Genomic DNA, 22,184 nt, shown 5'->3' on the forward strand with positions numbered 1-22,184 from the left:
TGCTTTCTGAACGAGCTCTAGAACAACTACGTGCCCTGCCTGAAGTTAATGGGGTCTTTCGTGTAACAGTTCCTTTTTTTGGGCATGAAAACTGAAACAGTAATATATGATCGCAACCAACGTTTTGCGGGAAAGACAAAATACAACTTAAAATCTATGATACGATATGCTTTAGATAGTTTAACAGGTATTTCTATTGAACCATTAAGAAAGTTGAGTCTAATGCCCCTAGCTGCAGGTATTCTTTTTCTGATTAACATTGTAGGAATAGTTGTTTCTAACGGCTATTGGAGAGGATTTTTTTACATTGGAATGCTTTTATCAGTATTTTCCGGATTGGGATTTGTAGCATTGGCATTAATTGGTGAATATATCGGACAAATTATGATCGAAAACAAACATCGTCCTACCTCTCTAATTTATAATTATAGTCCATCTTTAAATGGAAAGGAGTTTTTATAGTGGAATATGTGAGATTAGGTAATTCAGGCCTGAAAATTACAGAAATAACATTTGGAACAGCTTTGACCATAGGTACTGAAAGTACTGCCCAAGGATATGCAGAAGCCATGATTGATACAGCCTGGGAATTGGGAATTCGTTCGTTTGATACGTCTAATAATTATGGCCAAGCGGAGCGTTTAATTGGGCAAGCTCTAAAAAAGTACCCTAGAGAGCAATATGTTCTGTCTACTAAGGGGTCATGGCCTATTGGAGATTCTCCATATCATAAGGGGTTGTCCAGGAAACATATTTTATGGGCATTTGAAGAATCTATGGATAAACTTGGAATGGGCTATGTGGATTTGTATTATGCACATCGATATGATCCGGAGGTTCCAATGGAAGAAATAGTCCGTACTTTCAATTATTTGATTGAAAGTGGGAAGGTAAGATACTGGGCAACATCAGAATGGCCTCAAAGTGCATTAGAGGAATGCTGGACAGTATGTGAAAAATTAAACTTAGAAAAACCTATAACAGAACAGTTTATTTATTCCTACGCATTAAGAAAGGCTGAGCAAAATGGGGTAAAAAGGTTCTGCGTCACAAATGGTTTAGGCAGCCTAGGTTTTTCTCCTTTATGCCAAGGGTATTTAACAGGTAAATATCGTAATAATATACCAAAAGATTCGCGTATTGCCAAAAGTGATATACTTCATTATGATAAGACTAAAAATTTTTATGTTCAAAACAAAGAGAGTATAGACTTCTTTTTAGATACTTGTGATAAATATCATGTGTCCTATACTGCTGCTGCATTGCAATGGTGTCTGAGACAAAAGATTTATCCGGTTTTAGGTGCAAGCAAACCAGAACAATTGAAAGAAAGCATTCAAGCCTTATCACATAAAGTCCCAGAAGCATTGTGGAAGGACTTAGAGACATTCAAATCAAGAGGAGTAAATTGATGAAATTGGCAATATCAAATATAGCATGGAATCCTCAAAATAATACGGAAGTTTTTTTCTATAATGGAAAAATATCATTATCTTGGGTTAGAGATCGCTCCCTCTATTATCGTTGGAGAGAATCCTTATTCAAAATGCAAAGAAGCAAAGCTCTTTGCTCAGAAGCTTAAAGAACAATACGGATTTTCAATTTGCTCCATGCAATCTATTTGGTATGGAAAGCAGGAAGAAATATTTGCAGACGCACAGCAGCGGGAGGAATTAAAGAATTATACATATCAGGCTATAAATTTCGCACGGGAAATTGGTTGCCCCAATATTGTCTTTGGATGTCCTAAAAATCGTAATTTATATCATGAAGATGACTATCAGGTTGCTGTTGAATTTTTTTAGAGAACTAGGCGATGTGGCTTATCGTTCAGATACCACGCTGGCACTTGAGGCAAACCCAATAATATACGGAACGAATTTTTTTGAATAAGACGGAAGAGGCACTGGAAATTATAAAAGAGATTAACTCGCCAGGTCTTAAATTAAATTTAGATTTAGGGACTATGATTTTCAACAACGAAGATATCTCTATGTTTGCTGGACAAGGAAAATGGATTAATCATGTTCATATCAGTGAACCTGGGCTTAAAATGATTGAACAGCGAAAACTCCATGAAGAAGTAAAATACATTCTAATGGCTGAGGATTATGAGCATTACATTTCAGTTGAAATGGGAAAACAAGATAATTTGGACGAACTGAAAAATGTATTAAGATACATTACAACAATTTATGGATAAAGAATATGATAAAAATTAATATTAAGGAAACATTTTTATATCTTTTTTTTGGAGTATGCACCACCATTATCAATACTGCTGTTTATGCACTTTTATATGAGACAAACTTGATGCGGAATGTCCCGAGTAATATTATTGCGTGGGTTTTAGCTGTTTTATTTGCTTTTATCACAAATAAACTCTGGGTTTTTAAAAGTAGGAATATGTCTCGAAAGGAATTATTGAATGAAGTTGTAAGTTTTTTTCTCTTGTCGAATTGCCACTGGTGTTCTAGATATTATCATCATGTACATTGGAGTAAATAAATTGGGATTTATTGGAGTTGGCGTCAAAGTTTTTTCTAATGTTATAGTCATTGTGTTGAATTATGTGGCAAGTAAGGCTTATATCTTCAAGAGTAAACGGTAAAGCGGGACAAATTAACAATGTTAACTATTTTATCGGAAAAACGAAGATTGCCCCAATTAAGAATATTGGAAGAAACAAAATAATTGACAATCCTTTTTTTTAGAGGATAATTGGCGAGACGAACTTGTGGAGATGGGCATATAACATATCCCGTTAAGAAATACTTTGAAAATACAGACATTCCCTATAACGATGGAATCCATGTGCTGTATATAAAGTCTTTCGTGGACTATGGTTCGGAAATGTGAATCTAATGCAGTATTTTAAGGTAGCAGACCATGGTGGCATGAGATAGGACAAAACATCAAAGCGTGTGTGATTTTGAAATACGAGGAAAGATGGAATGATATTATGTGCGATGTTAGCGGAAAGATTTATAAAGAAGTCAAGAAGGAAGCGGCTATTAATATAGCATGAAAAGGCCTTGCAGTGAATGTGGTCGCAGATTTTATTGGGAAAAGCGTTCAGCAAAACACTATTACAAGACGTTGATTTGCTCATAAATTTACTTTTGGAGTTTTTTTCTTTTTAGTAGGTAAAGTCAAATGAAAAATATAAAAAAAGCACTTTTAGTTACTACCGTTAGTGGCTTCGTTCCCCAATTTGAGATGTCAAATGTCCGGATACTTCAAGAGATGGGGTACGAAGTTCATTATGCTGCCAATTATAATACTCCTTCCTATGGTAATGACAATCATCGGTTGGAAGGAACTGGCATTATACAACATCAGATTGATTTTGTTCGAAATCCTTTTAATCTCAAAGGCCTTACAATTTATAAGCAGCTTAAGAAACTGATGCAGATAGAACGTTTTGACCTTGTTCATTGCCATACACCTATGGGAGGTGTTATGGCCAGGCTCGCTGCGCATTCAACCCAAACATCGCCGGTTATTTATACAGCACACGGATTTCATTTTTACACAGGTGCCTCTATGATCAACTGGTTATGTTATTATCCCGTAGAAAAATTTCTATCATATTTTACAGATGAATTAATTTGTATAAATAAAGAAGATTATGAAAGAGCGAAAAAAAAATTTCATGCAAAATATATTGATTATATTCCGGGTGTAGGTATAAGTATAGATAAAATTCGAAGAGATATTGATATTAGGCTTAAAAAGGAGGAACTGGGACTTCCGAAAGATAAAATAATTCTCCTTTCTTCTGGAGAATTGATAAAAAGAAAGAACCATGAAGTCACAATTCGAGCGATTGCACATTTAAAACAGTATTCTAACAATTTTCACTATATTATTTGTGGACAAGGTGCATTAAATGAGTATCTTCGTGAATTAGTAGAGACACTTAATGTATCAGATTCCATTTCCTTCCTAGGATATCGAAAGGATATGATGGAAGTTTTTCAAGTAGCAGATATATTTCTTTTTCCCTCTTTCCAAGAGGGGCTCCCAATGGCCTTATTAGAGGCTATGGCATACGGCCTTCCGGTTGTCTGTTCAGATATTCGCGGAAACCGTGATTTGATGGGGAGAGGCTCCGAAGGATCATTAAAGTATTGCGAGGGAGGAATTATGATAAGAGAGGTCGATAATGCCTCTGCTTATAGTCAGGCAATTTATTTCTTATTACAGAATAAAAATCTAATGTATGAAATGGGGGATAAGAATAGTGTACGTGCTAAAGAATTTAGCGATAAGAGTGTAAAAGCTGCTATGTCAAAAATATATCATAAATTACTGACTTAATTTTTTATAATAGTAGATTTTTATATCGAGACTGTTTCAAAGTCTGCGTAAACTCAAAAACTGATATAAGATAGCCATTTGTTTCCATGAGGAGAGATCATTTTTTTCGGTCTTTCCTCTTTGTTTGTATTATAATGCAGATTCCTGGTATGTCAAGAGTAAGCGTCAAATATGTTGGTGTGTATATTTTTACTTTTAATTGTGAGATAATGTTTCTAATTCTAAAAGTCTTAAGGAACTTAAGTACCTTAAGGGATTGGAGATTTATCTATGGATCGCCTAACCGTAGCAACTGATTTCCAGAAACTCAGCCTTTGGATTGAACGGATTAAGGAATGCAGGGCAAGCAATCAGAAAGTGTCTGATTGGTGTACCGCTCATGATGTCAGTATAAAATCCTATTATTATTGGCTTCGCAAAATTAAGCGCGAAGCGTTTGATGCAATTCCTGCTGAAAGAAAACCTAAAGTTCCAACAGTTACCTCCCAGCCCTCTATGTTTGCTGAAGTTCCGCATACAACTGCCAATTTCAGCTCATCAACCGCTGTCATCATCAGACTTGGAAATACAACTCTGGAAATCCAGAATGGTGCGGATCAGGAAACAATCGAAAATACCCTACGTACCATCAAGCATCTATGTTAGGCGACATTTCAAAGGCAGAACATATCTATCTTGCCTGCGGTTATATGGATATGCGCAAATCCATTGATGGCCTGTCCGCCATTGTGCAGCAAAACTTTAGACTTGATCCTTTTTCCAACAGCCTGTTTTTGTTCTGTGGACGTAAATGTAACCGCATCAAAGCTCTATTCTGGGAAGGCGATGGTTTTGTCTTACTTTACTAAAAGGCTTGAGAATGGAACATTCCAGTGGCCAAGGACACAGGCTGAAGTACGGCTGATTTCAGGGCAGGAGTTCCGGTGGCTTATGGAAGGTCTGTCCATTAACTAACCCAAAGCAGTGAAGAAATCTCAGCCGGAAAGGATTATTTAAAAGTCCTCCAAATGTCGTATTTTCTGGATTTTACGGCATCTTTATGGTATAATTATGACAGTTAAAAAGCAAAGGGACTGTCATCGAACGGAGCATAACAATCAGATTGAAAATCTCGAAAGCTGCATCGCTGAGTTGGAAAAAGAGAACCTTCTTCTTCATGAAAAGGTTGCTTTTTTGACCAGAAAACTTTATGGCAGGACTACGGAGCAGACATCATCTCTCGGACTCGAGGGACAGATGTCTCTTTTTGATGAAGCGGAGGTCTCTGCAGATCCGAAGGCTGCAGAACCGGACTTAAAAGACGTTGCCTCCTACCGCCGCCGGAAACATAAAGGGCAAAAGGAAGAACTGTTAAAGGATCTCCCTCATGACAAGAAACTCTGTACTCTTGCGGAAGAGGACCGTTTCTGCGAGACCTGTGGAACTCCCCTTGTATCTGTTGGAGAAGAATTCGTCCGCACAGAGATTGAATTTATTCCTGCTAAAGTACGTGTCATTGATTATTACCGTGAGACCTTTGAATGCAGAAAGTGTCGTAAGGAAGGAAAAGAATATATGGAGAAATCTCCAATGCCTTATCCGGTCATCCAGCACTCTTATGTTTCCCCTAGAGCGGTTGCGTGGGTCATTCATCAAAAGTATGAACTGGCTGTTCCTTTATACCGTCAGGAAAAGGAATGGAAAAACCTGGGAGTATCCTTAAGCCGTGCAACCATGTCAAACTGGATCCTTACCAGTTACCGGGACTGGCTTTCCCCGGTGGTTGGGCTCCTTCATAAAAACTGTTAGAGCAGCAATACCTTCACATCGATGAAACACCCGGACAGGTCATGAATGAACCGGACCGAAAGAATACAACGGATTCTTATATGTGGGTATACTGCTCCATCAAAGACTCTGAGCAGCCAGTCCGCCAGTTCGTATATCAACCATGGCGGAGTGGAAAATATCCTCAGGAATATCTGAAGGGATACCATGGATTCATTCATACCGATGCCTATAAAGGTTATGAAAAAGTATCTGGTATTACCCGGTGCATCTGCTGGACCCATCTACGGAGATACTTTGTTGAAGCACTTCCCAAAGATGTCGACAGCCCGGAAGCAACCATTCCAGCCCAGGCAGTCAGATATATCAATCAGTTTTTTGAGATTGAGAAGAAACTGGAGGTTCTATCCCCTGCAGGGCGGAAGAAGCAGCGTCTGGTACAGGAAAAACCTATACTGGATGCCTTTTGGTCGTGGGTAAAAGAGACCTCACAGAAAGTCCTTGCGAGTTCCAGACTGGGCAAAGCCTTTCAGTATGCGAATAACCAAAAAGAAGGACTGATGAATTATCTTCTTGATGGCAACTGCAGCATATCAAACAATCTGGCAGAGAACAGCATCCGGCCATTTACAATTGGCCGGAAGAACTGGCTGTTCTCAGGAAGTCCCAAAGGAGCAGAAGCAAGTGCGGGTATCTATACTTTAATTGAAACGGCCAAAGCCAATGGATTAAATCCATGGAAGTACATAAAGTTCATTCTCAGTGATATTCCCGGAACTTCATTTCTTGAATATCCAGAATATCTGGAAGAATATATGCCATGGGATCCGATGATTCAAAAACTTTGCCGTTAAAAGACAGCCTTTAATTATAAACAGAGGCTGTCTGTTTTTCTATACACCAACTTATTTGACACTTACCGTCATCGCTTATCCTTGTTGTGAGTTTACGATTTTTATCCAAATAAAAATCAAAAACCCTCTTGCAATTTACCTCTACATAGAGTAATATATAACTACATAGAGATAATATAGATGAATATAGGAGAAGCAATGGCAAAAACAGAGTTAAAAATCCTAATCGGCCTCCATCGGGCCGTAAACTACATTGACCGCCAATCAACCAAGATTTTCTCAGAGTATAACCTGACCATGGGCCAATTTGCCGTATTAGAGGCATTGTACCACAAAGGCGACATGACCGTAGGCCAGGTTCAGGAAAAGATACTAAGTTCCACTGGAACCATTCCTCTTATTATAAATAACCTTGAAAAAAAGAGGGTATCTTATAAGGAAAGCAGACAGCAAGGATAAGAGGCGGTGCATTCTCCATATCACAGCTCAGGGCCAGGAGTTGATTGGTCAGGTTTACCCAAGAAATGAAGCCAGGATCATTGAGTTAATGGCTCATTGGACTGATGAAGAAAAAGAACAATTGGCAGTTTTATTAAAAAGGTTTGGAGATGAGATTAATGGAGAGAAAGATTAAAAGACAGGTTAGAGGTTTTAGGACCCAGGACGGTGCCGGCGTAAACCTGGTCAGGGTATTAGGACATGAAACAATGGAGGAATACGACCCCATTTTGATGCTGGATTCCTTTGACAGCACAAATCCCGATGATTACACAGCCGGATTCCCCATGCACCCTCATAGGGGCATTGAAACCATCAGTTATGTATACCGCGGGCAGATGGTTCACAGGGACAGCTTAGGAAATGAAGATTCTATTTCCGATGGAGAAGTCCAGTGGATGACAGCAGGTTCCGGCATTCTGCATGAAGAGAAATTACCCGCATCAGAACGAATGCTTGGAGTGCAGCTGTGGCTGAATTTACCATCAAAGGATAAAATGACCGCTCCTTCCTATCACAGCATCAAGAATGCTGAAATTGAAGAGATTGCTCTTGAAAATGGAAAGCTGAGGCTCCTTGCCGGGCAATACAAGGACAGAAAGGGATACATGGGCAGATATCTTCCCCTTGATTACTACGATATCCACCTTGATCCCAACGCGTCCATTGTCATAGATACAGAGCCAGACCACTCGGTCATGCTTTTTACCCTGTCAGGAGAGGTTTCTGTCGGAGGCGAACTGGTAAGGGAGAAGACAGCAGCAAAGCTTTCCTCAGGAGACAAGGTAGAGATAAAAAGCACAGAGAAGAATGCCCAGGTATTATTTATAAGTTCAACGTCTCTTGGAGAGCCTATAGCCTGGGGCGGACCTATTGTAATGAATACAAAGGCTGAATTGCAAAAAGCTTTTGCGGACCTGGATCATGGTACTTTCTTACAAAAGAAAATGTCATATGATAACGAATAAAATATTCTAATTAAATCAGGAGGAATTAAAATGAGCATTATTGAATCATTAGAAAAGCGAAGAAGCTATTATAACATTAATAAAGAACTTCCCGTTGATACCGCTGAAGTCATTGAGCGGATTGAAAAATTAACAGAACTGGTACCTGATGCTTTTAATATGAAAAGCTCCCGCATTGTTGTAGCTTTAGGAGAAAAGCAGGACTTATTATGGGACTCTATTTACGACGTTTTTGAGGGGAAAGTTCCAAGAGAAAAGATTGACGGCTTTAAAGCCGGTGCAGGAACGATTCTTTATTTCTACGATCAGGAGGTCGTAAAAGGCCTGCAGGGACAGTTCCCACTGTATGCGGACAATTTTCCGGCCTGGGCTATGCAATCCAGTGCAATGCTTCAAATCAGCATCTGGAGCGGGCTGAGGGAATTGGGAATCGGTGCTTCCTTACAGCATTATAACCCGGTTATAGACCAGAAGATCCATGAACTGTTTGATGTACCGGAAAGCTATCTGCTGATTGCCCAAATGCCTTTCGGAGGGATTGTAAAAGAGCCTGACTCAAAAGAGAAGGAAGACATTTCCAAGCGGGTCCGGATTGAAAGATAAACCGAAAAGGCCCATTTGTAATTTGGAGAAAAGCAAGCGTATTGTTTAATCATGCGCTTGCTTTTAATTTTAGATAAGTAATTAATTGACTAATTATATCATGTAAGATTTTATTCTCAAATTAAACTGTAGTTTCCATACCTCCGCGCATAGCCTTTAAAAGCAGCTGGAGCCTTAGATTCGTGGGTTAACCTGGTATCTCCAGCAACTATCCCATAAAAAGGCTTGAAACGGCTCTGGGAGCGTTTTCAATGGTGGGAGCGATATGGGTAGTAAGAGCAGCTTTTCACTTCCCGTCTACGTGAGATATGAGGATACTCATTCCTTTTCCAGATATCGGCGATTCCAGCCTTTACCTTCTTTCGTTCTATTGCAGGGCAATGAGACGGAATTCAGTTCTTTGATTAATTATGGCTATAGGCAGCAATTCTATTGCCTTAAAGTTAACATCTTATAGTCCACTGTAAATGTTCCATTGTTTTTTATCATCTCTTCGCGAGCCTCACTGTTAAGGTACAGTTAAAATTTCCTTCCAATACATTACAGCCGTCAGAAACCCAACAAAGAATCAATTTCTTCATCCCGCAAGCCTCCATAGAAGCCAACCATCTTGAATATCAGAAAAATAGAATGAAATGTTACATTTAGTCGTTAAAATCTCATCAAAAGTGATCAATTTTTCACGAATTTTATCGACAATTCCATACAGCACATATAGTACCTTGTTTAATTACAATAAATAGATGTAGTATTTTCATTTCTTTTTATAAAAAAATATGGCCAAATTATTAAGGAATGACAAATAAATGTCGAATATTGCGATTAGTTTCGCTTTTCAAACAAATGAAAACGGCTTATAGTGATTACAAGAAAAGCGAAAAAAGGAGGGTTTTCTATATGACAGATGCTGAGAAGCTAAGGATTATAGAGATTGAGAATGAGAGGCTTATGGAAGAGAATGAAAAACTTCATAAAGTGATTAAAAGGTTAAATCAGACGCTTAATAGATTGATAGGTCGTTACATAAGCGCAAACGAAGTTGCCTGATCAGGGATAGCCGGGGAGTGCGGGGGCACTCCCGGGAATATCCCAGTCAAGGATCGATTCCGGTTTTGAAATTTTCTTCACTATCGGGATCAAACCCTTTGGTCTTGCGCATCAGTTCCCAGATAGTCTGGTGCATCCATTCAATAGTTTTATTCAGCTTTTCATTTTCTATTTCTAATTCGGTAATGCGTTCCCCCATACGGGCGATAATCTCCCTGTTGTTATTGACCTTGTGTGGCGCCAACAGGCGCCGGACATAGGGAGAAGATACTGCAACAATATGGGCGGAAAGCAATTCGTCCCTTGCTTCGCAGGAGAGATCCATAAAATCCTGATAACTGATGGATAATGTTACCATATCCTCCCTGCACTTGGGGCAAACTGCGTTCCGCTGAAGCTGATAATATCCATAGTAACCGCATTTAGGACAATAGTACACGGACAGTTCTCTCATCGGTCTCCTCCTTTTTTTTACCATAAAGACAATCTACCTCTATAATATATAACGTAAAATAATTCAAATTATAACGCAGAAAAGTGCAAATTATATAAAAAAATGTAAATTTATAGAAGCTACACAAAAACAACCGGATTATTGGTGCAAAATGCATAAAAGAGATCCACACGCTGAAAACGTGGGGACCTCTTTATAATTGAACGGATGAATCTTTTGTAATTTGTTTTTACTTTACTGGATAATGCCGTTTACATCGACAATCCATACTTTGTCATTGGAATCCTTATAATCCTTATATCCTGCTCCAAGCTCTGGCTTTGTAGCTGACTTGGAAGAGGAAGCTGCTTTCTGGAGGGAACCGCTGGCATTTACAAGATACTGTTTGCCTTCAAAGGAAATAGGAGCAACCTTTAAGTCGGCATCAGCTTCTTTTCTTAAACCATATTCATACAGGACGTTATCACGGACACCGTGAACTCCCTGTCCTTTGTTAGTACCTTCTGTCTGGAAGAACCAAACCTGGTCCTCATCAAGATCCTCGTTGTAGATTGTCTGCTTTCCGGTAGCCATAGCACCGTCTGTTCCGAAGTAGAAATTGGCAATTCCGCCGTCTTCTAAGTTCACAACTTTCAGTCCGGTCTGCATTTCTCCCTTTGTATTGAACGCATATTTTTTGGAATCAATGGTGAATAACTCAAGACCATTTGCTGCGCAGTAAGGAGCGCCATTCTTGAAGTAGAATGTATAGGTCTCTCCCTCTTCGCTGAGTCCTGCAATACCTTCGATATCCTTCCAACCGTTAACCCGTGCACCGTTATCTGGATCATAGTACTGGTATCCAGCTGCTGTAGCTGCATTGGCAGTTGCTTCGGATTCGGTTGCAGTGACAGGAAGCTTGTACCAACCGGTCTGCATGATTCCGTTAACAAAGGTATAATAGTTTCCATCGATCTTTCTGTCGACCTGGTTTTCTACCATACGGCCGCTCTTATCAAAATAGTACCAGGAGTGGGTTTCGTCAAGATCATCAGAGTCATTCTCAAGCTTAATCCAGCCTGTCTTCATAACGCCGTCGTTCTCTTCGCCTAAATAATAAATACTTCCTTCAATTTCGATTTTACCGGTCTGCATTTCACCCTGGTCATTGAAGTAGTATAAATTCTCATTGATTTTCTGCCACTTGGAAACAACTTCCTTACCGTTTTTTCCATAGTAGTGCCATAAAACTCAGGAGCATCAGCTGCGTCCCAGAAGTTTTCATTGGTCATGGAAATCCATTTGTCAGAAACCCTTATCCCATTTTCGTCTACGTAATATTCATCGATTTGTGCATTAGTGGCTACATTGCCGTCTTCGTTTAAGTAGTACCAGTCTTCGCCGCGCTTTTTCCAGGCATCGGTTACGTAACTGTCATTATCTTCATAAAATTTCCAGCTTCCGTTTTCCTCAACCCAGCCGACTACCTTTGCATAGGCGGTGGCTGCTGTGTTGATTAAGCCCAGTTCTGGAGCTGCTACGGTTAAAACACCGGCAGCGGATAATACAGCCATCAATTTTAAGTGCTTTTTCATAAATATGTTCTCTCCTTTTTTGCAATAAGTTTTATCGTGGCCGAAAATCCATAGTTGCATTACTCTGCGATTATAACGTACCTGGAAGGCACTTTGATAGTGTGGTTTGCTGGCAGATATGGAAGGAGATAACATAACAAGAAAAAAAGAAGAGAAAACCCAGGGGTTCCCCCATAAACACAAAGGGGAATCTCCATAATAAGGTATTTAGGGAGAAAAAAAGGAAGCTTTTAGAAAGTAAGAAAACTTTAATAGGAAAATGAGGGGGAGGTGTGGTATAATCTTCACGAAAGCAATGAGCAGTGCGAATTAGAACACGGAAAAATTTTCGTCGTGCTCGCACGTAAGAAAACTTTTCCGTGTTCTAATTCATAGGGCGAATGCCCGTAAGCCTGCGAATCCTGCGGCTTCGCAGGCTTACGGGCTGCACTGCGGACCAGCGGGGTGCACCCCGGACTAGCAGGCTGCACTGCGGACTAGAGGTCCACACTGCGAACAAGCAAGCTACGCTACGGACTAAAACAAAAAATAAACATTCCTCCAAAATACCCAACAGGTATACCTATAAGCCCAAGAGCACGGGCGGGGAAGAGGAAAGGAGAGAAAATCCATGAGAATGAAAGTATCCAACTACATCTCCCAAAAGCTGGTAGATTCCGGGATTACACAGGTATTTACGGTTACCGGCGGCGGAGCCATGCATTTAAACGATGCTTTAGGACATCAGGAGGGAATGCACTGCTTATATAACCATCACGAGCAGGCATGTGCCATTGCTGCAGAATCCTATGCCAGAATAGAAGGCCGCATAGCAGCGGTCTGCGTTACCACAGGCCCTGGAGGGACCAATGCCATTACCGGAGTGCTTGGAGGTTATCTGGATTCTATTCCCATGTTAATTTTATCAGGCCAGGTGCGTTATGACACAACGGCCAGATGGTCGGAAGTCGGGATCAGAGCCATGGGAGACCAGGAGTTTGATATAACAAAGGCTATTGACTGTATGACAAAATACAGCGAGATGGTGATTGACCCCATGAGGATCCGTTACACTCTGGAAAAAGCCATTTACCTTGCCTTATCCGGCCGCCCCGGCCCCACCTGGCTGGACATCCCGTTAAACGTCCAGGGCGCCTATATTGAAACAGATGGCTTGATCGGCTTTTCAGCGAAAAACTATGAGCAGGGCGGAGACGGCTGGGCTTGCGAAAGCGAAGCGAAAATAAAAGAGGATGAAGCAGGCTCCGGTGAAAAACGCCAGGTCCTTCCCCCAAAGATAACGTCAGATGTTGCCCGCACCATTTTAGATAAAATAAAATCTTCTTCCAGACCAGTAATCAATGCAGGCAACGGAATCCGCATCGGACAAGCCCATGAGGTATTCATGCGGGTAGCAGAAAAGCTGGGAATCCCCGTTGTGACAGGCTGGAACAGCCAGGACTGCATAGAGGATGAGCATCCTTTATATACAGGACGAGGAGGCGGAATGGGAGACCGTGCAGGAAACTTTGCCATTCAAAACAGCGATCTGGTTCTTTCACTTGGAAGCCGCTTAAGCATCCGTCAGGTAGGGTACAATTATACTACATGGGCCAGGGAGGCCTATGTGATCGTCAATGATATCGATCCTGAGGAACTAAAGAAGCCTTCCATTCATGCCGACATGAGAGTCCACGCCGATGTCAAAGATTTGCTGACAGCTTTGGAGAAGCTTCTGGATTCAGAATACCAGTCTTCCTCTAAACACCCTCTGTTTTCCGGCGGAAAAGGTCTTAATAACATGACCTGGAATGAGACCTGCCGGATGTGGAAGGAAACGTATCCGGTTGTGCTTCCAAAGCATTACAGCAATGGAGACAATGAGGAAACCAATGTTTACGCATTTATTAAGGAACTGAGCAGCCGGGTTCCTGAAAACAGGGTCACTGTGGTAGGAAACGGTTCAGCCTGCGTCGTTGGAGGACATGCCTATATCATTAAGAAGGGACAGCGGTTCATATCCAACTCAGCAGTTGCCTCCATGGGCTATGATCTTCCGGCTGCTATCGGAGCCTGTATGGCGGAACATGGAAAAGACATCATTCTGGTTACAGGTGACGGAAGCATTCAGATGAACTTACAGGAGCTTCAGACCATCATTCATCACCGTATGCCAATTAAGATATTTCTTATTAATAATGGAGGATATCATTCCATCCGCCAGACCCAGAAGAATTTCTTTGGGGAGCCGTTAGTGGGAATCGGGGTGGACAGTCAGGACTTAAGCTTTCCTGACATGGAAAAGCTTTCAGCAGCCTATGGCTATCCTTATGTTCGTGCATGCCATAACAGCCAGCTGGAACATGCTGTTGAAACGGCATTGTCCACGGCGGGACCGGTGATCTGTGAGGTGTTTGTAAGCAAGGATCAGAATTTTGAACCAAAGTCCTCTGCCAAGCGCCTGCCGGACGGAACCCTTACTTCCCCGCCACTGGAGGATCTGTCCCCATTTCTTTCTGATGAAGAGATGGACCGGAATATGATCATCTCTAGAATCAGGTAATCCTGCAGCATTGGCCGGATGCAGGAATGGAGTCATTCCTGCACCTGGCTTATTGCCGGCAGAAATAAAAACCAACAAGTGGAGGAAAAACGTTGAACGTTGTTGTAACAGGGGCCACCAGTTTTCTTGGAAGAGCATTGGTTGACCGGCTTTTATTAGAAAAAAACCAGGTATTTGCGGTGGTCCGTCCCGGTTCAAAGAATATGGGAAACCTTGCAATCCAGCGGGAGGGCCTTATTCGGATTGAGCGGAACTTAGAAGAGCTTCATGAGCTTTCCCAGGTAATCCATGAACCATGCCAGTCATTTTACCATTTTGGCTGGGAAGGCTCCGGAAGTGAAAACCGGATGAAAAGGGAGGTTCAGCAAAAGAACGTGGAGGATTCCTTAAAGGCTCTGGAAGGAGCCAGACGTCTTGGCTGCAAACGCTTCCTCTTCAGCGGTTCCCAGGCAGAATACGGAATTCACAGAGAAGCAATGACAGAAGAGACAGAATGCAAGCCTGTTTCCGAATATGGCAGGGCAAAGCTGGAATTTTCAGAAAGGGCCAAGTCACTGACCGAAAACTGGAGAAAAACAGGCGTATCAGAGATGGAATACATCCATACCAGAATATTCAGCGTGTACGGTCCAGGCGATCATCCCTGGTCCCTGGTGGAAAGCTGCCTTAGGGCATTTGGCAGGGGAGAGTACATTTCCCTGGGGGAGTGTACGCAAATGTGGAACTTTTTATATCTTGACGATTGCATCCGGGCGCTGATACTTTTGATGGAACAGGAGAAAGAATCAGTTTCCGGAATTTATAATGTGGCAGGACCGGAAGGGGAAAACCGTCCTTTGAGGGAATACATCCGGACCATGTATGAGGTTCTTGGTTTTCACGGAAGCTACAGCTACGGCAGAAGGGCACCCAATGCAGAGGGACCGGCAAATCTGATTCCTGATATAAAAAAACTGGAAAAAGCAACCGGATGGCAGCCGCTTGTGAGTTTTCCGGAAGGAATCCGGCGGACTTATCAAGCGGCCGCCATATCCGATTGATTCGTTAGTATACAAAAATATTGACATGGAGGAATTTTGTGGTATGAGAGATAGGATTTGTATTGTATGCGGCAGGCCGCTTGGGGAAAAGCCACTGATGACCCTTACGGATATGCCTGCTTCGGCTCAGGACATCCCGGCAAGGGAAGAACTGGAAGAGGAACAGGGAATCACCCTTTCTCTCCATCAGTGCCAGGCATGCGGTCTGGTGCAGTTTGATTGTGAACCTGTGGCATACTACAAGGACGTGATCCGTTCCGGCGGCTTTACCACCACCATGGTAAACTTAAGAAAGAGCCAGTACCGGCATTTTATTGATAAGTATCATCTGGAAGGAAAGAAGCTGATTGAGGCCGGATGCGGCCAGGGAGAATTTCTTTCTGTGCTGTCGGAATTCCCGGTAAAGGCTTATGGAATCGAAAACAGGGAAAGTCTTGTCGGTCTTGCAAGGGAAAAGGGACTTACCGTCTGGAAGCAGTTTGCAGCAGAAGGGGAAGTCCTTGCAGCCGATGACGGCAGCGCTGCCGGTCCCTATGACGGGTTTCTGTCCTTTAATTTTCTGGAGCACCAGCCGGACCCGGTGGGTATGCTCCGCTGCATCGCAGATAACTTGTCAGAAGAGGGCGTGGGCTTAATTACGGTTCCAAGCCTGGAGTATATCCTGCAGTATGACGGGTATTATGAACTGATCCGGGACCATCTTGCCTATTATACCTTTGATACCCTGCGCTATGCGGTAGAAATGGCCGGGTTTCAGGTATTGGAAGAGGAAATGGTAAACCGGGATACCCTTTCTGTCATTGTGAGAAAAAGAAAGCAGTCAGAAGGAAAGCTGAATGACAGAAAAAAAGGAACACCGGTGGACATATCAGGTCTTAAGGAAAGCCTGGACACCATTGGCAGGGAACTGGAAGAACTGGCCGGCAGGCTTAAGGACCAGGGAAAGAGCCTGGCAATATGGGGAGCCAGCCACCAGGCTTTACTCTGGCTTCTACAACGGTCATTGGCCGGTTTGCAAGATACATCATAGATTCCGCCCCCTTTAAGCAGGGAAAGTACGCCCCTGCCTCCCACCTTCCCATTGTACCGCCGGATCATTACCATAAGGACCCGGTAGATGCCATTTTGATTGTGGCTCCTGGTTATACGGATGAGATCGCGGGAATCATACAGGGAAAATTTAGCCGGAATGTAGAGATTCTGGCGTTAAAATCCAATCATTTGGAAAGGATATAAGAAAAACCTATGAAAGCTTTTGTTTTGATCGAACCTGGCAAGGTCGGCTGGTATGATGCGCCGGAACCTGCCATAACTCCTTATGGAGCCATTCTCCGCCCCATCGCGGTGACCCCCTGCTCCTCCGATGTCCATACGGTATACGGCGGAGGCTCGCGGAAGGCTCCCAACCTGATTTTGGGACATGAATGCGTGGCAGAGGTCCTGGAGACCGGAGAACTGGTCTGCGACTTTAAGGCCGGAGATCTGGTGGCGGTTCCTGCCATCACGCCGGACTGGAGAGCCTGCGGAATCCAGGAAGGGAATTTTAAGCATGCGTCTGCCCCCTTTTCCGGCCATCAGCTTGGAAGGACGGCGCCGGGAGTGTTTGCGGAGAAATTTTTAATTCCTGATGCAGATACCACTTTGGCGAAAATCCCGGAGGGAATCAGCCTGGAACAGGCCCTTATGTGCGTGGATGTAGTTACTACAGGCTTTACGGGAGCGGAATTTGCGGATATTAAAATCGGCGATACCGTAGTGGTCCTGGGGATCGGCCCCATTGGCTTATGGCGGTTGAAGGAGCACGCCATCTGGGTGCTGCAAGGATCCTGGCAGTTGGCAGCAGGCCCATTTGTGTGGAGCTTGCCAGGGAATTCGGAGCCACAGAGGTCTTAAGCTATAAGGATGGAAACCTGACGGAACAGGTCATGGAACGGACGGGAGGTCTTGGAGCTGACAGTGTCATCATCTGCGGAGGCGGGGATGAGGTCTTTGCCCAGGCGGTAGATATGGCTAGGTACGGAATCGGAACCATATCCAATGTAAATTACTATGGCGGAACCGGAAGCCTGCCTTTTCCCAAGTTTTCAGGCGGACGGGGCATGGCGGGAAAGACGATCCACACAGAGCTTGCAAAGGGCGGCAGAGTGAGAATGGAACGCCTATTAAAAATGGTCCAGTATGGGAGGATCAATCCAGAAAAGCTGGTGACTCACCACCTTTATGGCCTGGAGCAGGTTGAGACAGCTCTGCAGCTTATGAAAGAAAAGCCGGAAGATCTGATTAAAGTGATGGTTCGGATAGATTGGAAGTGAACATATGAAAACAATAAGCATCGTGATTCCCTGTTACAATGAGGAAGAAAATGTAAATGCCATGTACCAGGCGATTGACAATATATTTAAAACTGATTTGCCAGATTACACCTATGAGCTGATTTTTATTGATAATGATTCTAAGGACCGTACCAGGGAAATTATCCGGGACTTATGCTCTCAGGAGAAAAGGGTAAAGGGAATTTTTAACGCCAAGAATTTCGGTCAGTTCAATTCCCCTTATTACGCCATGCTCCAGACGGGCGGAGACTGCACCATTCTTATGGCTGCGGATTTCCAGGACCCGGTAGAGATGATCCCAAAGTATGTAAAGGAATGGGAAAAGGGCTATAAGATCGTCATTGGGATCAAGAAATCCAGCAAAGAGAATAAGATCATGTACTGGCTGAGAAGCTGTTACTATAAGACCATTAAGAGGCTTTCCGATGTGGAGCAGATCGAGCATTTCACCGGTTTTGGCTTATATGACCAGAGATTTATAAAGGTTCTCAGGGAGCTGGATGACCCTACGCCTTTCCTCCGCGGTATTGTGGCGGAGCTTGGCTTCCGGCGCAAGGAGATTCCATATGAGCAGCCCAAAAGGCGGGCAGGAAAGACAAGCAATAACTTTTACCGTCTGTATGATGCGGCAATGTTAAGCGTTACTTCTTACACCAAGGTAGGGCTTCGCCTTGCGACCATATTCGGGAGCATATGCTCCTTTGCCAGCATGATGGTGGCCCTTATTTATCTGGTCATGAAGCTGGTGTACTGGGACCGTTTTCCCGCCGGCATGGCTCCTCTTTTGATTGGCATGTGTTTTCTTGGCTCTGTGCAGATCTTTTTTTATAGGACTTGTGGGAGAATATGTTCTGTCCATCAATGCCCGTGTTATGAAGCGGCCTCTTGTGATTGAGGAGGAGAGAATCAATTTTACAGAAAAAGCGGAAGGCAGTTTGGATGAAGGGATACTTTTAATGACGGCATCCATGGAGAATAGCGATGAAATATAAGATAGATGTAGCAAGAATCCGTGAGAATTCAATCGTATTAAACGGCTGGGTCATTGGAAAGAGCCTTGACTCAGAGGCGGCGTTTGAAGTTTTGGACGGGCAGGAAAAAAAGCGTGGAATTTAAGTATGTGGCCGTACGCAGAGATGATGTGTGCCAGATCTATTTTAAGAAGGCGGCCGAAAAGGATTTAGGATTTGACATCCGCATTCCTTATATCCGGGAGAAAAACGAGGACAGGACCTGGTGATCCGGTGTGACGGGAAAACTGCCAGAGTGAAGTTAAACGCCGATATCATTGAAAGACAGAACAGCTCTGCCCATAAAAAAGCACAAAGCTGAAAAGCATGATGAATGTGCAGACCTTCCGGTCTGCCGTGGATTTCTGGAAGGAAAACGGCTTTAAGGCATTTGTGTTAAAATCCAGGCACAAGCTTCAGGGAATTGACAGTGATTATGATTATCCGGAATGGTACGCACTTACGAAAACCACGGATGAGGAGCTGGAAGCCCAGAGAAAGGCGGATTTTGACTATAGACCTAAGATGTCTGTGGTAATACCTGCTTATAAGACGCCGGAGCGTTATTTGTCAGCCATGCTGGATTCCCTCCTTGCCCAGACCTATGGGAAATGGGAAGTGTGCATTGCAGACGGAAGCCCAAAGGGAGAGGGCGTGGAACGGGTATTAAAGCGCTATGCCATAAAGGATGAACGGATTCGCTATGTGATTCTTGGAGAAAATAAAGGCATTGCAGGAAATACCAATGCTGCAATGGAAATGGCAACGGGAGATTTTATTGTCCTGGCAGACCATGATGATACCCTTGCACCGGATGCGTTGTTTGAGTGCGTGAAGGCCATTAATTCTGATCCGGAAATTGATGTGGTTTATACTGATGAAGATAAGCTTGACATTGACGGAGGAGAATTATTTGAACCTCATTTTAAACCTGATTTTAACCCGGATCTTTTGACAAGCGTCAATTATATCTGCCATTTGTTTGTGGTGAACCATGAGCTGCTCCTGGAGGTGGGAGGCTTTCGTGAAGAATTTGACGGAGCCCAGGATTATGATTTTATTTTCCGGTGCACGGAAAAAGCCAGAAAAATACACCATATTCCAAAGGCCCTGTATCACTGGCGCTGCCATCAGAACTCCACCTCAAGCAACCCGGAGAGCAAATTATACGCCTTTGAGGCGGGAGCTAGGGCCATCAAGGCCCACTATGACCGGGTGGGCATAGAGGTGCAGTCCGTGGAAAAAGGCATTGATTACGGAATCTATCATACTACGTTTAAAATAACAGGAACTCCCCTGGTTTCTGTCATCATTCCCAACAAGGATCACAGCGCTGACCTGGATTTATGCATTCGCTCCATCATGGAGAAATCCACCTATCAAAACCTGGAATTCATTGTTGTGGAAAATAACAGCACTGCCCCGGAAACCTTTGAATATTATGACAGGATCCAGAAGGAATTCGATTTTGTCCATGTGGTTACATGGGAGAGGGAATTTAACTACTCTGCCATCAATAACTTCGGTGTAGCCCATGCAAAAGGCGAATATCTCCTGTTTTTAAATAATGATACGGAAATGATAGGCCGCGAAAGCATCCATGAGATGTTAGGCTTCTGCCAGAGAGAGGATGTGGGTGCTGTCGGAGTCAGGCTTCTTTATTCCGATGATACCATTCAGCATGCCGGTGTGGTGGTTGGCTTCGGCGGCATTGCAGGGCATACCTTTATCGGACTTCACAAGGCGGAAAGCAGCTATTTCAATCAGGCCATGTGTGCCAGAGATTACAGCGCAGTAACAGCTGCCTGTATGATGAGCAAAAAATCCCTGTTTGAGGAAGCGGGCGGTTTTTCAGAGGATCTTGCCGTTGCCTTTAACGATATCGATTTCTGCATGAAGATCCGGTCCTTAAATAAGCTGGTGGTTTATGCTCCATATGCCCTGTTCTATCATTATGAGTCAAAATCAAGAGGGCTTGAGGATACGCCGGAGAAAGTGGCCCGTTTTAATCAGGAGATCAAAAAGTTTTCCCGGAAGTGGCCTGATATCTTAAGAGACGGGGATCCTTATTACAACCCCAATTTAACCCTGCGTAAATCCAATTTTGCCCTGCGGGATCTTCGAAAAGAAAAAATCGGGGAACCCTATAAGCTTGAGGTATGAGATGGAAAAGAAAGTAACGGTTATTATTCCTAATTATAACGGATTAAAATTTATGGAACCTTGTTTTAAGGCCCTTGAAGCTCAGAGTGATAAGAACTTTGAGCTTCTTGTGGTGGATAACGGTTCCACAGACGGAAGCGTAAAATGGCTGAAGGACAGAAACATTCCATCTGTTTTCCTGGAGGAGAACACGGGCTTTTCCGGGGCTGTAAATGTAGGAATCCGCCATGCAAAAACGCCTTATGTGATTTTGTTAAACAATGACACGGAGCCGGAACCTGATTATGTAAAGGAACTGGTCCGTGCCATAGACCGGTCGCCTAAGATATTTTCCGTCAGCAGCAAGATGATCCAGCTATACCATAGGGAGCTTATGGATGATGCAGGAGATATGTACAGCCTTTTAGGCTGGGCTTATCAAAGAGGCGTGGGACAAAGCAGCAAGGGCTATCAAAAGGCCCGCAGCGTTTTTGCAGCCTGCGCAGGAGCCGCCATTTACAGACGGGAAGTGTTTCAGGAGATCGGTGGCTTTGACGAGGCCCATTTTGCCTATCTGGAAGATATTGATGTGGGTTACCGGGCAAAGATCTACGGATATGAAAACCTGTACTGCCCCACAGCCGTGGTTTACCATGTGGGCAGCGGGACCAGCGGATCCAAGTATAATTCCTTTAAGGTCCGGCTGGCTGCCAGAAATAATGTTTATTTAAATTATAAGAATATGCCGGTTTTGCAGCTTCTGGTGAATCTGCCTCCCATTTTAGCCGGAACCTTTGTGAAGTACCTGTTTTTTTTAAGAAGATCGGCTTTGCTTCTGACTATGGGGAGGGGCTTAAAGAGGGATTAAGGACGGCAAAAAAATACCAGAAAGGTACCGTTCCGGATGTCTCATCTTGGCAATTATTTTCGGATTGAGGGAGAGCTGATTCTTGGAACGTTCCTCTATATATGGGAATTTTTACGAAGAAAGTTAAAAAATTTTCAGGTCATTTTAAGAATATTTTAATG

At 43.2% G+C, this 22,184-nt stretch carries 25 protein-coding genes and 2 pseudogenes; 24 read left to right on the forward strand and 3 right to left on the reverse strand.

The annotated features are described in order from the left end of the window. Positions 1–84: 84 nt before the first annotated feature. The 13 genes and pseudogenes from JCM10519_RS07355 to JCM10519_RS27480 all read left to right on the forward strand — a co-directional run bounded on the left by JCM10519_RS07355 (position 85) and on the right by JCM10519_RS27480 (position 10,060). Positions 85–462: a hypothetical protein gene (locus JCM10519_RS07355; RefSeq protein ID WP_054738426.1), complete on the forward strand. Its 378-nt coding sequence runs from the start codon at positions 85–87 to the stop codon at positions 460–462. Continuing rightward, complete coding sequence (locus JCM10519_RS07360) at positions 462–1,412, forward strand: aldo/keto reductase (protein ID WP_054738427.1); 951 nt, start codon at positions 462–464, stop codon at positions 1,410–1,412. The genes JCM10519_RS07355 and JCM10519_RS07360 overlap by 1 nt, the downstream gene beginning before the upstream one ends. A gap of 63 nt (positions 1,413–1,475) precedes the next feature. After that, positions 1,476–1,805, forward strand: a complete 330-nt coding sequence (locus tag JCM10519_RS07365) for a hypothetical protein (RefSeq protein ID WP_054738428.1) — start codon at positions 1,476–1,478, stop codon at positions 1,803–1,805. Positions 1,806–1,885: 80 nt separating this feature from the next. Beyond that, complete coding sequence (locus tag JCM10519_RS07370; RefSeq protein ID WP_054738429.1) at positions 1,886–2,203, forward strand: hypothetical protein; 318 nt, start codon at positions 1,886–1,888, stop codon at positions 2,201–2,203. Positions 2,204–3,156: 953 nt separating this feature from the next. Next, entirely contained in the window at positions 3,157–4,323 is a 1,167-nt protein-coding gene (locus JCM10519_RS07375; protein ID WP_054738430.1) for a glycosyltransferase, read from the forward strand. A gap of 270 nt (positions 4,324–4,593) precedes the next feature. After that, positions 4,594–4,968 (forward strand): hypothetical protein, encoded by a 375-nt coding sequence (locus tag JCM10519_RS07380; RefSeq protein ID WP_054738431.1) that lies wholly within the window; start codon positions 4,594–4,596, stop codon positions 4,966–4,968. After that, positions 4,962–5,171, forward strand: coding sequence for an IS66 family insertion sequence element accessory protein TnpB (gene tnpB / locus JCM10519_RS07385; protein ID WP_347843441.1), 210 nt, complete (start codon positions 4,962–4,964; stop codon positions 5,169–5,171). Before JCM10519_RS07380 ends, tnpB begins: the two co-directional genes overlap by 7 nt. A 202-nt stretch (positions 5,172–5,373) precedes the next feature. After that, a pseudogene (locus JCM10519_RS07390) lies at positions 5,374–6,944 on the forward strand (IS66 family transposase). Between the two features lie 198 nt (positions 6,945–7,142). After that, the gene (locus JCM10519_RS27470) at positions 7,143–7,403 is read left to right on the forward strand and encodes a MarR family transcriptional regulator (RefSeq protein ID WP_347843442.1); all 261 of its coding nucleotides are present in this window, start codon (positions 7,143–7,145) and stop codon (positions 7,401–7,403) included. 40 nt (positions 7,404–7,443) lie between these two features. Further along, on the forward strand, positions 7,444–7,578 hold the full coding sequence (locus tag JCM10519_RS27475) for a hypothetical protein (RefSeq protein ID WP_347843443.1): 135 nt from the start codon (positions 7,444–7,446) through the stop codon (positions 7,576–7,578). Further along, positions 7,562–8,410 (forward strand): pirin family protein, encoded by an 849-nt coding sequence (locus tag JCM10519_RS07400; RefSeq protein ID WP_054738432.1) that lies wholly within the window; start codon positions 7,562–7,564, stop codon positions 8,408–8,410. Before JCM10519_RS27475 ends, JCM10519_RS07400 begins: the two co-directional genes overlap by 17 nt. 30 nt (positions 8,411–8,440) lie before the next feature. Beyond that, complete coding sequence (locus JCM10519_RS07405; protein WP_054738433.1) at positions 8,441–9,013, forward strand: nitroreductase family protein; 573 nt, start codon at positions 8,441–8,443, stop codon at positions 9,011–9,013. An 897-nt stretch (positions 9,014–9,910) separates the two neighbouring features. Next, a complete protein-coding gene (locus tag JCM10519_RS27480; protein ID WP_347843444.1) occupies positions 9,911–10,060 on the forward strand; it encodes a hypothetical protein in 150 nt (49 codons plus the stop codon). Positions 10,061–10,106: 46 nt separating this feature from the next. On the opposite strand, the gene JCM10519_RS07410 is transcribed toward JCM10519_RS27480, so the two are convergent. The 3 genes from JCM10519_RS07410 to JCM10519_RS27485 form a co-directional block, all read right to left on the reverse strand. After that, on the reverse strand, positions 10,107–10,514 hold the full coding sequence (locus JCM10519_RS07410; protein ID WP_054738434.1) for a hypothetical protein: 408 nt from the start codon (positions 10,512–10,514) through the stop codon (positions 10,107–10,109). A gap of 234 nt (positions 10,515–10,748) precedes the next feature. Beyond that, a complete protein-coding gene (locus tag JCM10519_RS07415; RefSeq protein ID WP_347843491.1) occupies positions 10,749–11,687 on the reverse strand; it encodes a hypothetical protein in 939 nt (312 codons plus the stop codon). Further along, positions 11,603–12,088 carry a hypothetical protein gene (locus tag JCM10519_RS27485; protein WP_347843445.1) on the reverse strand — a complete coding sequence of 162 codons (486 nt, stop codon included), beginning with the start codon at positions 12,086–12,088 and terminating at the stop codon, positions 11,603–11,605. Before JCM10519_RS27485 ends, JCM10519_RS07415 begins: the two co-directional genes overlap by 85 nt. Positions 12,089–12,698: 610 nt before the next feature. Between JCM10519_RS27485 and JCM10519_RS07420 the strand changes: the two genes are divergently transcribed. From JCM10519_RS07420 to JCM10519_RS07450, 11 genes and pseudogenes are all read left to right on the forward strand, one after another. Then, positions 12,699–14,630, forward strand: coding sequence for a thiamine pyrophosphate-dependent enzyme (locus JCM10519_RS07420; protein WP_054738435.1), 1,932 nt, complete (start codon positions 12,699–12,701; stop codon positions 14,628–14,630). A 92-nt stretch (positions 14,631–14,722) separates the two neighbouring features. Continuing rightward, positions 14,723–15,670, forward strand: coding sequence for an NAD-dependent epimerase/dehydratase family protein (locus tag JCM10519_RS07425; RefSeq protein WP_054738436.1), 948 nt, complete (start codon positions 14,723–14,725; stop codon positions 15,668–15,670). Between the two features lie 43 nt (positions 15,671–15,713). Continuing rightward, positions 15,714–16,700: a class I SAM-dependent methyltransferase gene (locus JCM10519_RS07430; protein WP_347843446.1), complete on the forward strand. Its 987-nt coding sequence runs from the start codon at positions 15,714–15,716 to the stop codon at positions 16,698–16,700. Beyond that, positions 16,628–16,906 (forward strand): hypothetical protein, encoded by a 279-nt coding sequence (locus tag JCM10519_RS27490; RefSeq protein WP_347843447.1) that lies wholly within the window; start codon positions 16,628–16,630, stop codon positions 16,904–16,906. The genes JCM10519_RS07430 and JCM10519_RS27490 overlap by 73 nt, the downstream gene beginning before the upstream one ends. A gap of 9 nt (positions 16,907–16,915) precedes the next feature. Continuing rightward, entirely contained in the window at positions 16,916–17,563 is a 648-nt protein-coding gene (locus JCM10519_RS27495) for an alcohol dehydrogenase catalytic domain-containing protein (RefSeq protein WP_347843448.1), read from the forward strand. Then, entirely contained in the window at positions 17,455–17,982 is a 528-nt protein-coding gene (locus JCM10519_RS27500) for a zinc-binding dehydrogenase (RefSeq protein WP_347843449.1), read from the forward strand. The genes JCM10519_RS27495 and JCM10519_RS27500 overlap by 109 nt, the downstream gene beginning before the upstream one ends. A 4-nt stretch (positions 17,983–17,986) precedes the next feature. Beyond that, positions 17,987–18,995: pseudogene (locus JCM10519_RS07440) on the forward strand (glycosyltransferase family 2 protein). After that, positions 18,985–19,119 carry a hypothetical protein gene (locus tag JCM10519_RS27505; RefSeq protein ID WP_347843450.1) on the forward strand — a complete coding sequence of 45 codons (135 nt, stop codon included), beginning with the start codon at positions 18,985–18,987 and terminating at the stop codon, positions 19,117–19,119. The pseudogene JCM10519_RS07440 and the gene JCM10519_RS27505 overlap by 11 nt, the downstream one beginning before the upstream one ends. Beyond that, entirely contained in the window at positions 19,109–19,243 is a 135-nt protein-coding gene (locus tag JCM10519_RS27510; RefSeq protein WP_347843451.1) for a hypothetical protein, read from the forward strand. Before JCM10519_RS27505 ends, JCM10519_RS27510 begins: the two co-directional genes overlap by 11 nt. 97 nt (positions 19,244–19,340) lie before the next feature. Then, the gene (locus JCM10519_RS07445; protein ID WP_347843452.1) at positions 19,341–21,176 is read left to right on the forward strand and encodes a glycosyltransferase; all 1,836 of its coding nucleotides are present in this window, start codon (positions 19,341–19,343) and stop codon (positions 21,174–21,176) included. A gap of 1 nt (position 21,177) precedes the next feature. Beyond that, entirely contained in the window at positions 21,178–22,023 is an 846-nt protein-coding gene (locus JCM10519_RS07450) for a glycosyltransferase family 2 protein (RefSeq protein ID WP_347843453.1), read from the forward strand. Positions 22,024–22,184 lie beyond the last annotated feature (161 nt).

The sequence above is a fragment of the Clostridium sp. NkU-1 genome, from assembly GCA_001312405.1.

Excerpts from the sequence above, each read along its gene's own strand:
- JCM10519_RS27480 (WP_347843444.1), top strand. The coding sequence starts at position 9,911 with ATGACAGATGCTGAGAAGCTAAGGATTATAGAGATTGAGAATGAGAGG.
- JCM10519_RS07380 (WP_054738431.1), top strand. The coding sequence starts at position 4,594 with ATGGATCGCCTAACCGTAGCAACTGATTTCCAGAAACTCAGCCTTTGG.
- JCM10519_RS07355 (WP_054738426.1), top strand. The coding sequence starts at position 85 with ATGAAAACTGAAACAGTAATATATGATCGCAACCAACGTTTTGCGGGA.
- JCM10519_RS27485 (WP_347843445.1), bottom strand. The coding sequence starts at position 12,088 with ATGAAAAAGCACTTAAAATTGATGGCTGTATTATCCGCTGCCGGTGTT.
- JCM10519_RS07375 (WP_054738430.1), top strand. The coding sequence starts at position 3,157 with ATGAAAAATATAAAAAAAGCACTTTTAGTTACTACCGTTAGTGGCTTC.
- JCM10519_RS27500 (WP_347843449.1), top strand. The coding sequence starts at position 17,455 with ATGGCGGTTGAAGGAGCACGCCATCTGGGTGCTGCAAGGATCCTGGCA.
- JCM10519_RS27490 (WP_347843447.1), top strand. The coding sequence starts at position 16,628 with ATGGGGAGCCAGCCACCAGGCTTTACTCTGGCTTCTACAACGGTCATT.
- JCM10519_RS07450 (WP_347843453.1), top strand. The coding sequence starts at position 21,178 with ATGGAAAAGAAAGTAACGGTTATTATTCCTAATTATAACGGATTAAAA.
- JCM10519_RS27470 (WP_347843442.1), top strand. The coding sequence starts at position 7,143 with ATGGCAAAAACAGAGTTAAAAATCCTAATCGGCCTCCATCGGGCCGTA.
- JCM10519_RS07420 (WP_054738435.1), top strand. The coding sequence starts at position 12,699 with ATGAGAATGAAAGTATCCAACTACATCTCCCAAAAGCTGGTAGATTCC.
- JCM10519_RS27505 (WP_347843450.1), top strand. The coding sequence starts at position 18,985 with ATGAAATATAAGATAGATGTAGCAAGAATCCGTGAGAATTCAATCGTA.
- JCM10519_RS27495 (WP_347843448.1), top strand. The coding sequence starts at position 16,916 with ATGAAAGCTTTTGTTTTGATCGAACCTGGCAAGGTCGGCTGGTATGAT.
- JCM10519_RS07445 (WP_347843452.1), top strand. The coding sequence starts at position 19,341 with ATGATGAATGTGCAGACCTTCCGGTCTGCCGTGGATTTCTGGAAGGAA.
- tnpB (WP_347843441.1), top strand. The coding sequence starts at position 4,962 with ATGTTAGGCGACATTTCAAAGGCAGAACATATCTATCTTGCCTGCGGT.
- JCM10519_RS07410 (WP_054738434.1), bottom strand. The coding sequence starts at position 10,514 with ATGAGAGAACTGTCCGTGTACTATTGTCCTAAATGCGGTTACTATGGA.
- JCM10519_RS07365 (WP_054738428.1), top strand. The coding sequence starts at position 1,476 with ATGGAAAAATATCATTATCTTGGGTTAGAGATCGCTCCCTCTATTATC.
- JCM10519_RS07430 (WP_347843446.1), top strand. The coding sequence starts at position 15,714 with ATGAGAGATAGGATTTGTATTGTATGCGGCAGGCCGCTTGGGGAAAAG.
- JCM10519_RS07400 (WP_054738432.1), top strand. The coding sequence starts at position 7,562 with ATGGAGAGAAAGATTAAAAGACAGGTTAGAGGTTTTAGGACCCAGGAC.
- JCM10519_RS07405 (WP_054738433.1), top strand. The coding sequence starts at position 8,441 with ATGAGCATTATTGAATCATTAGAAAAGCGAAGAAGCTATTATAACATT.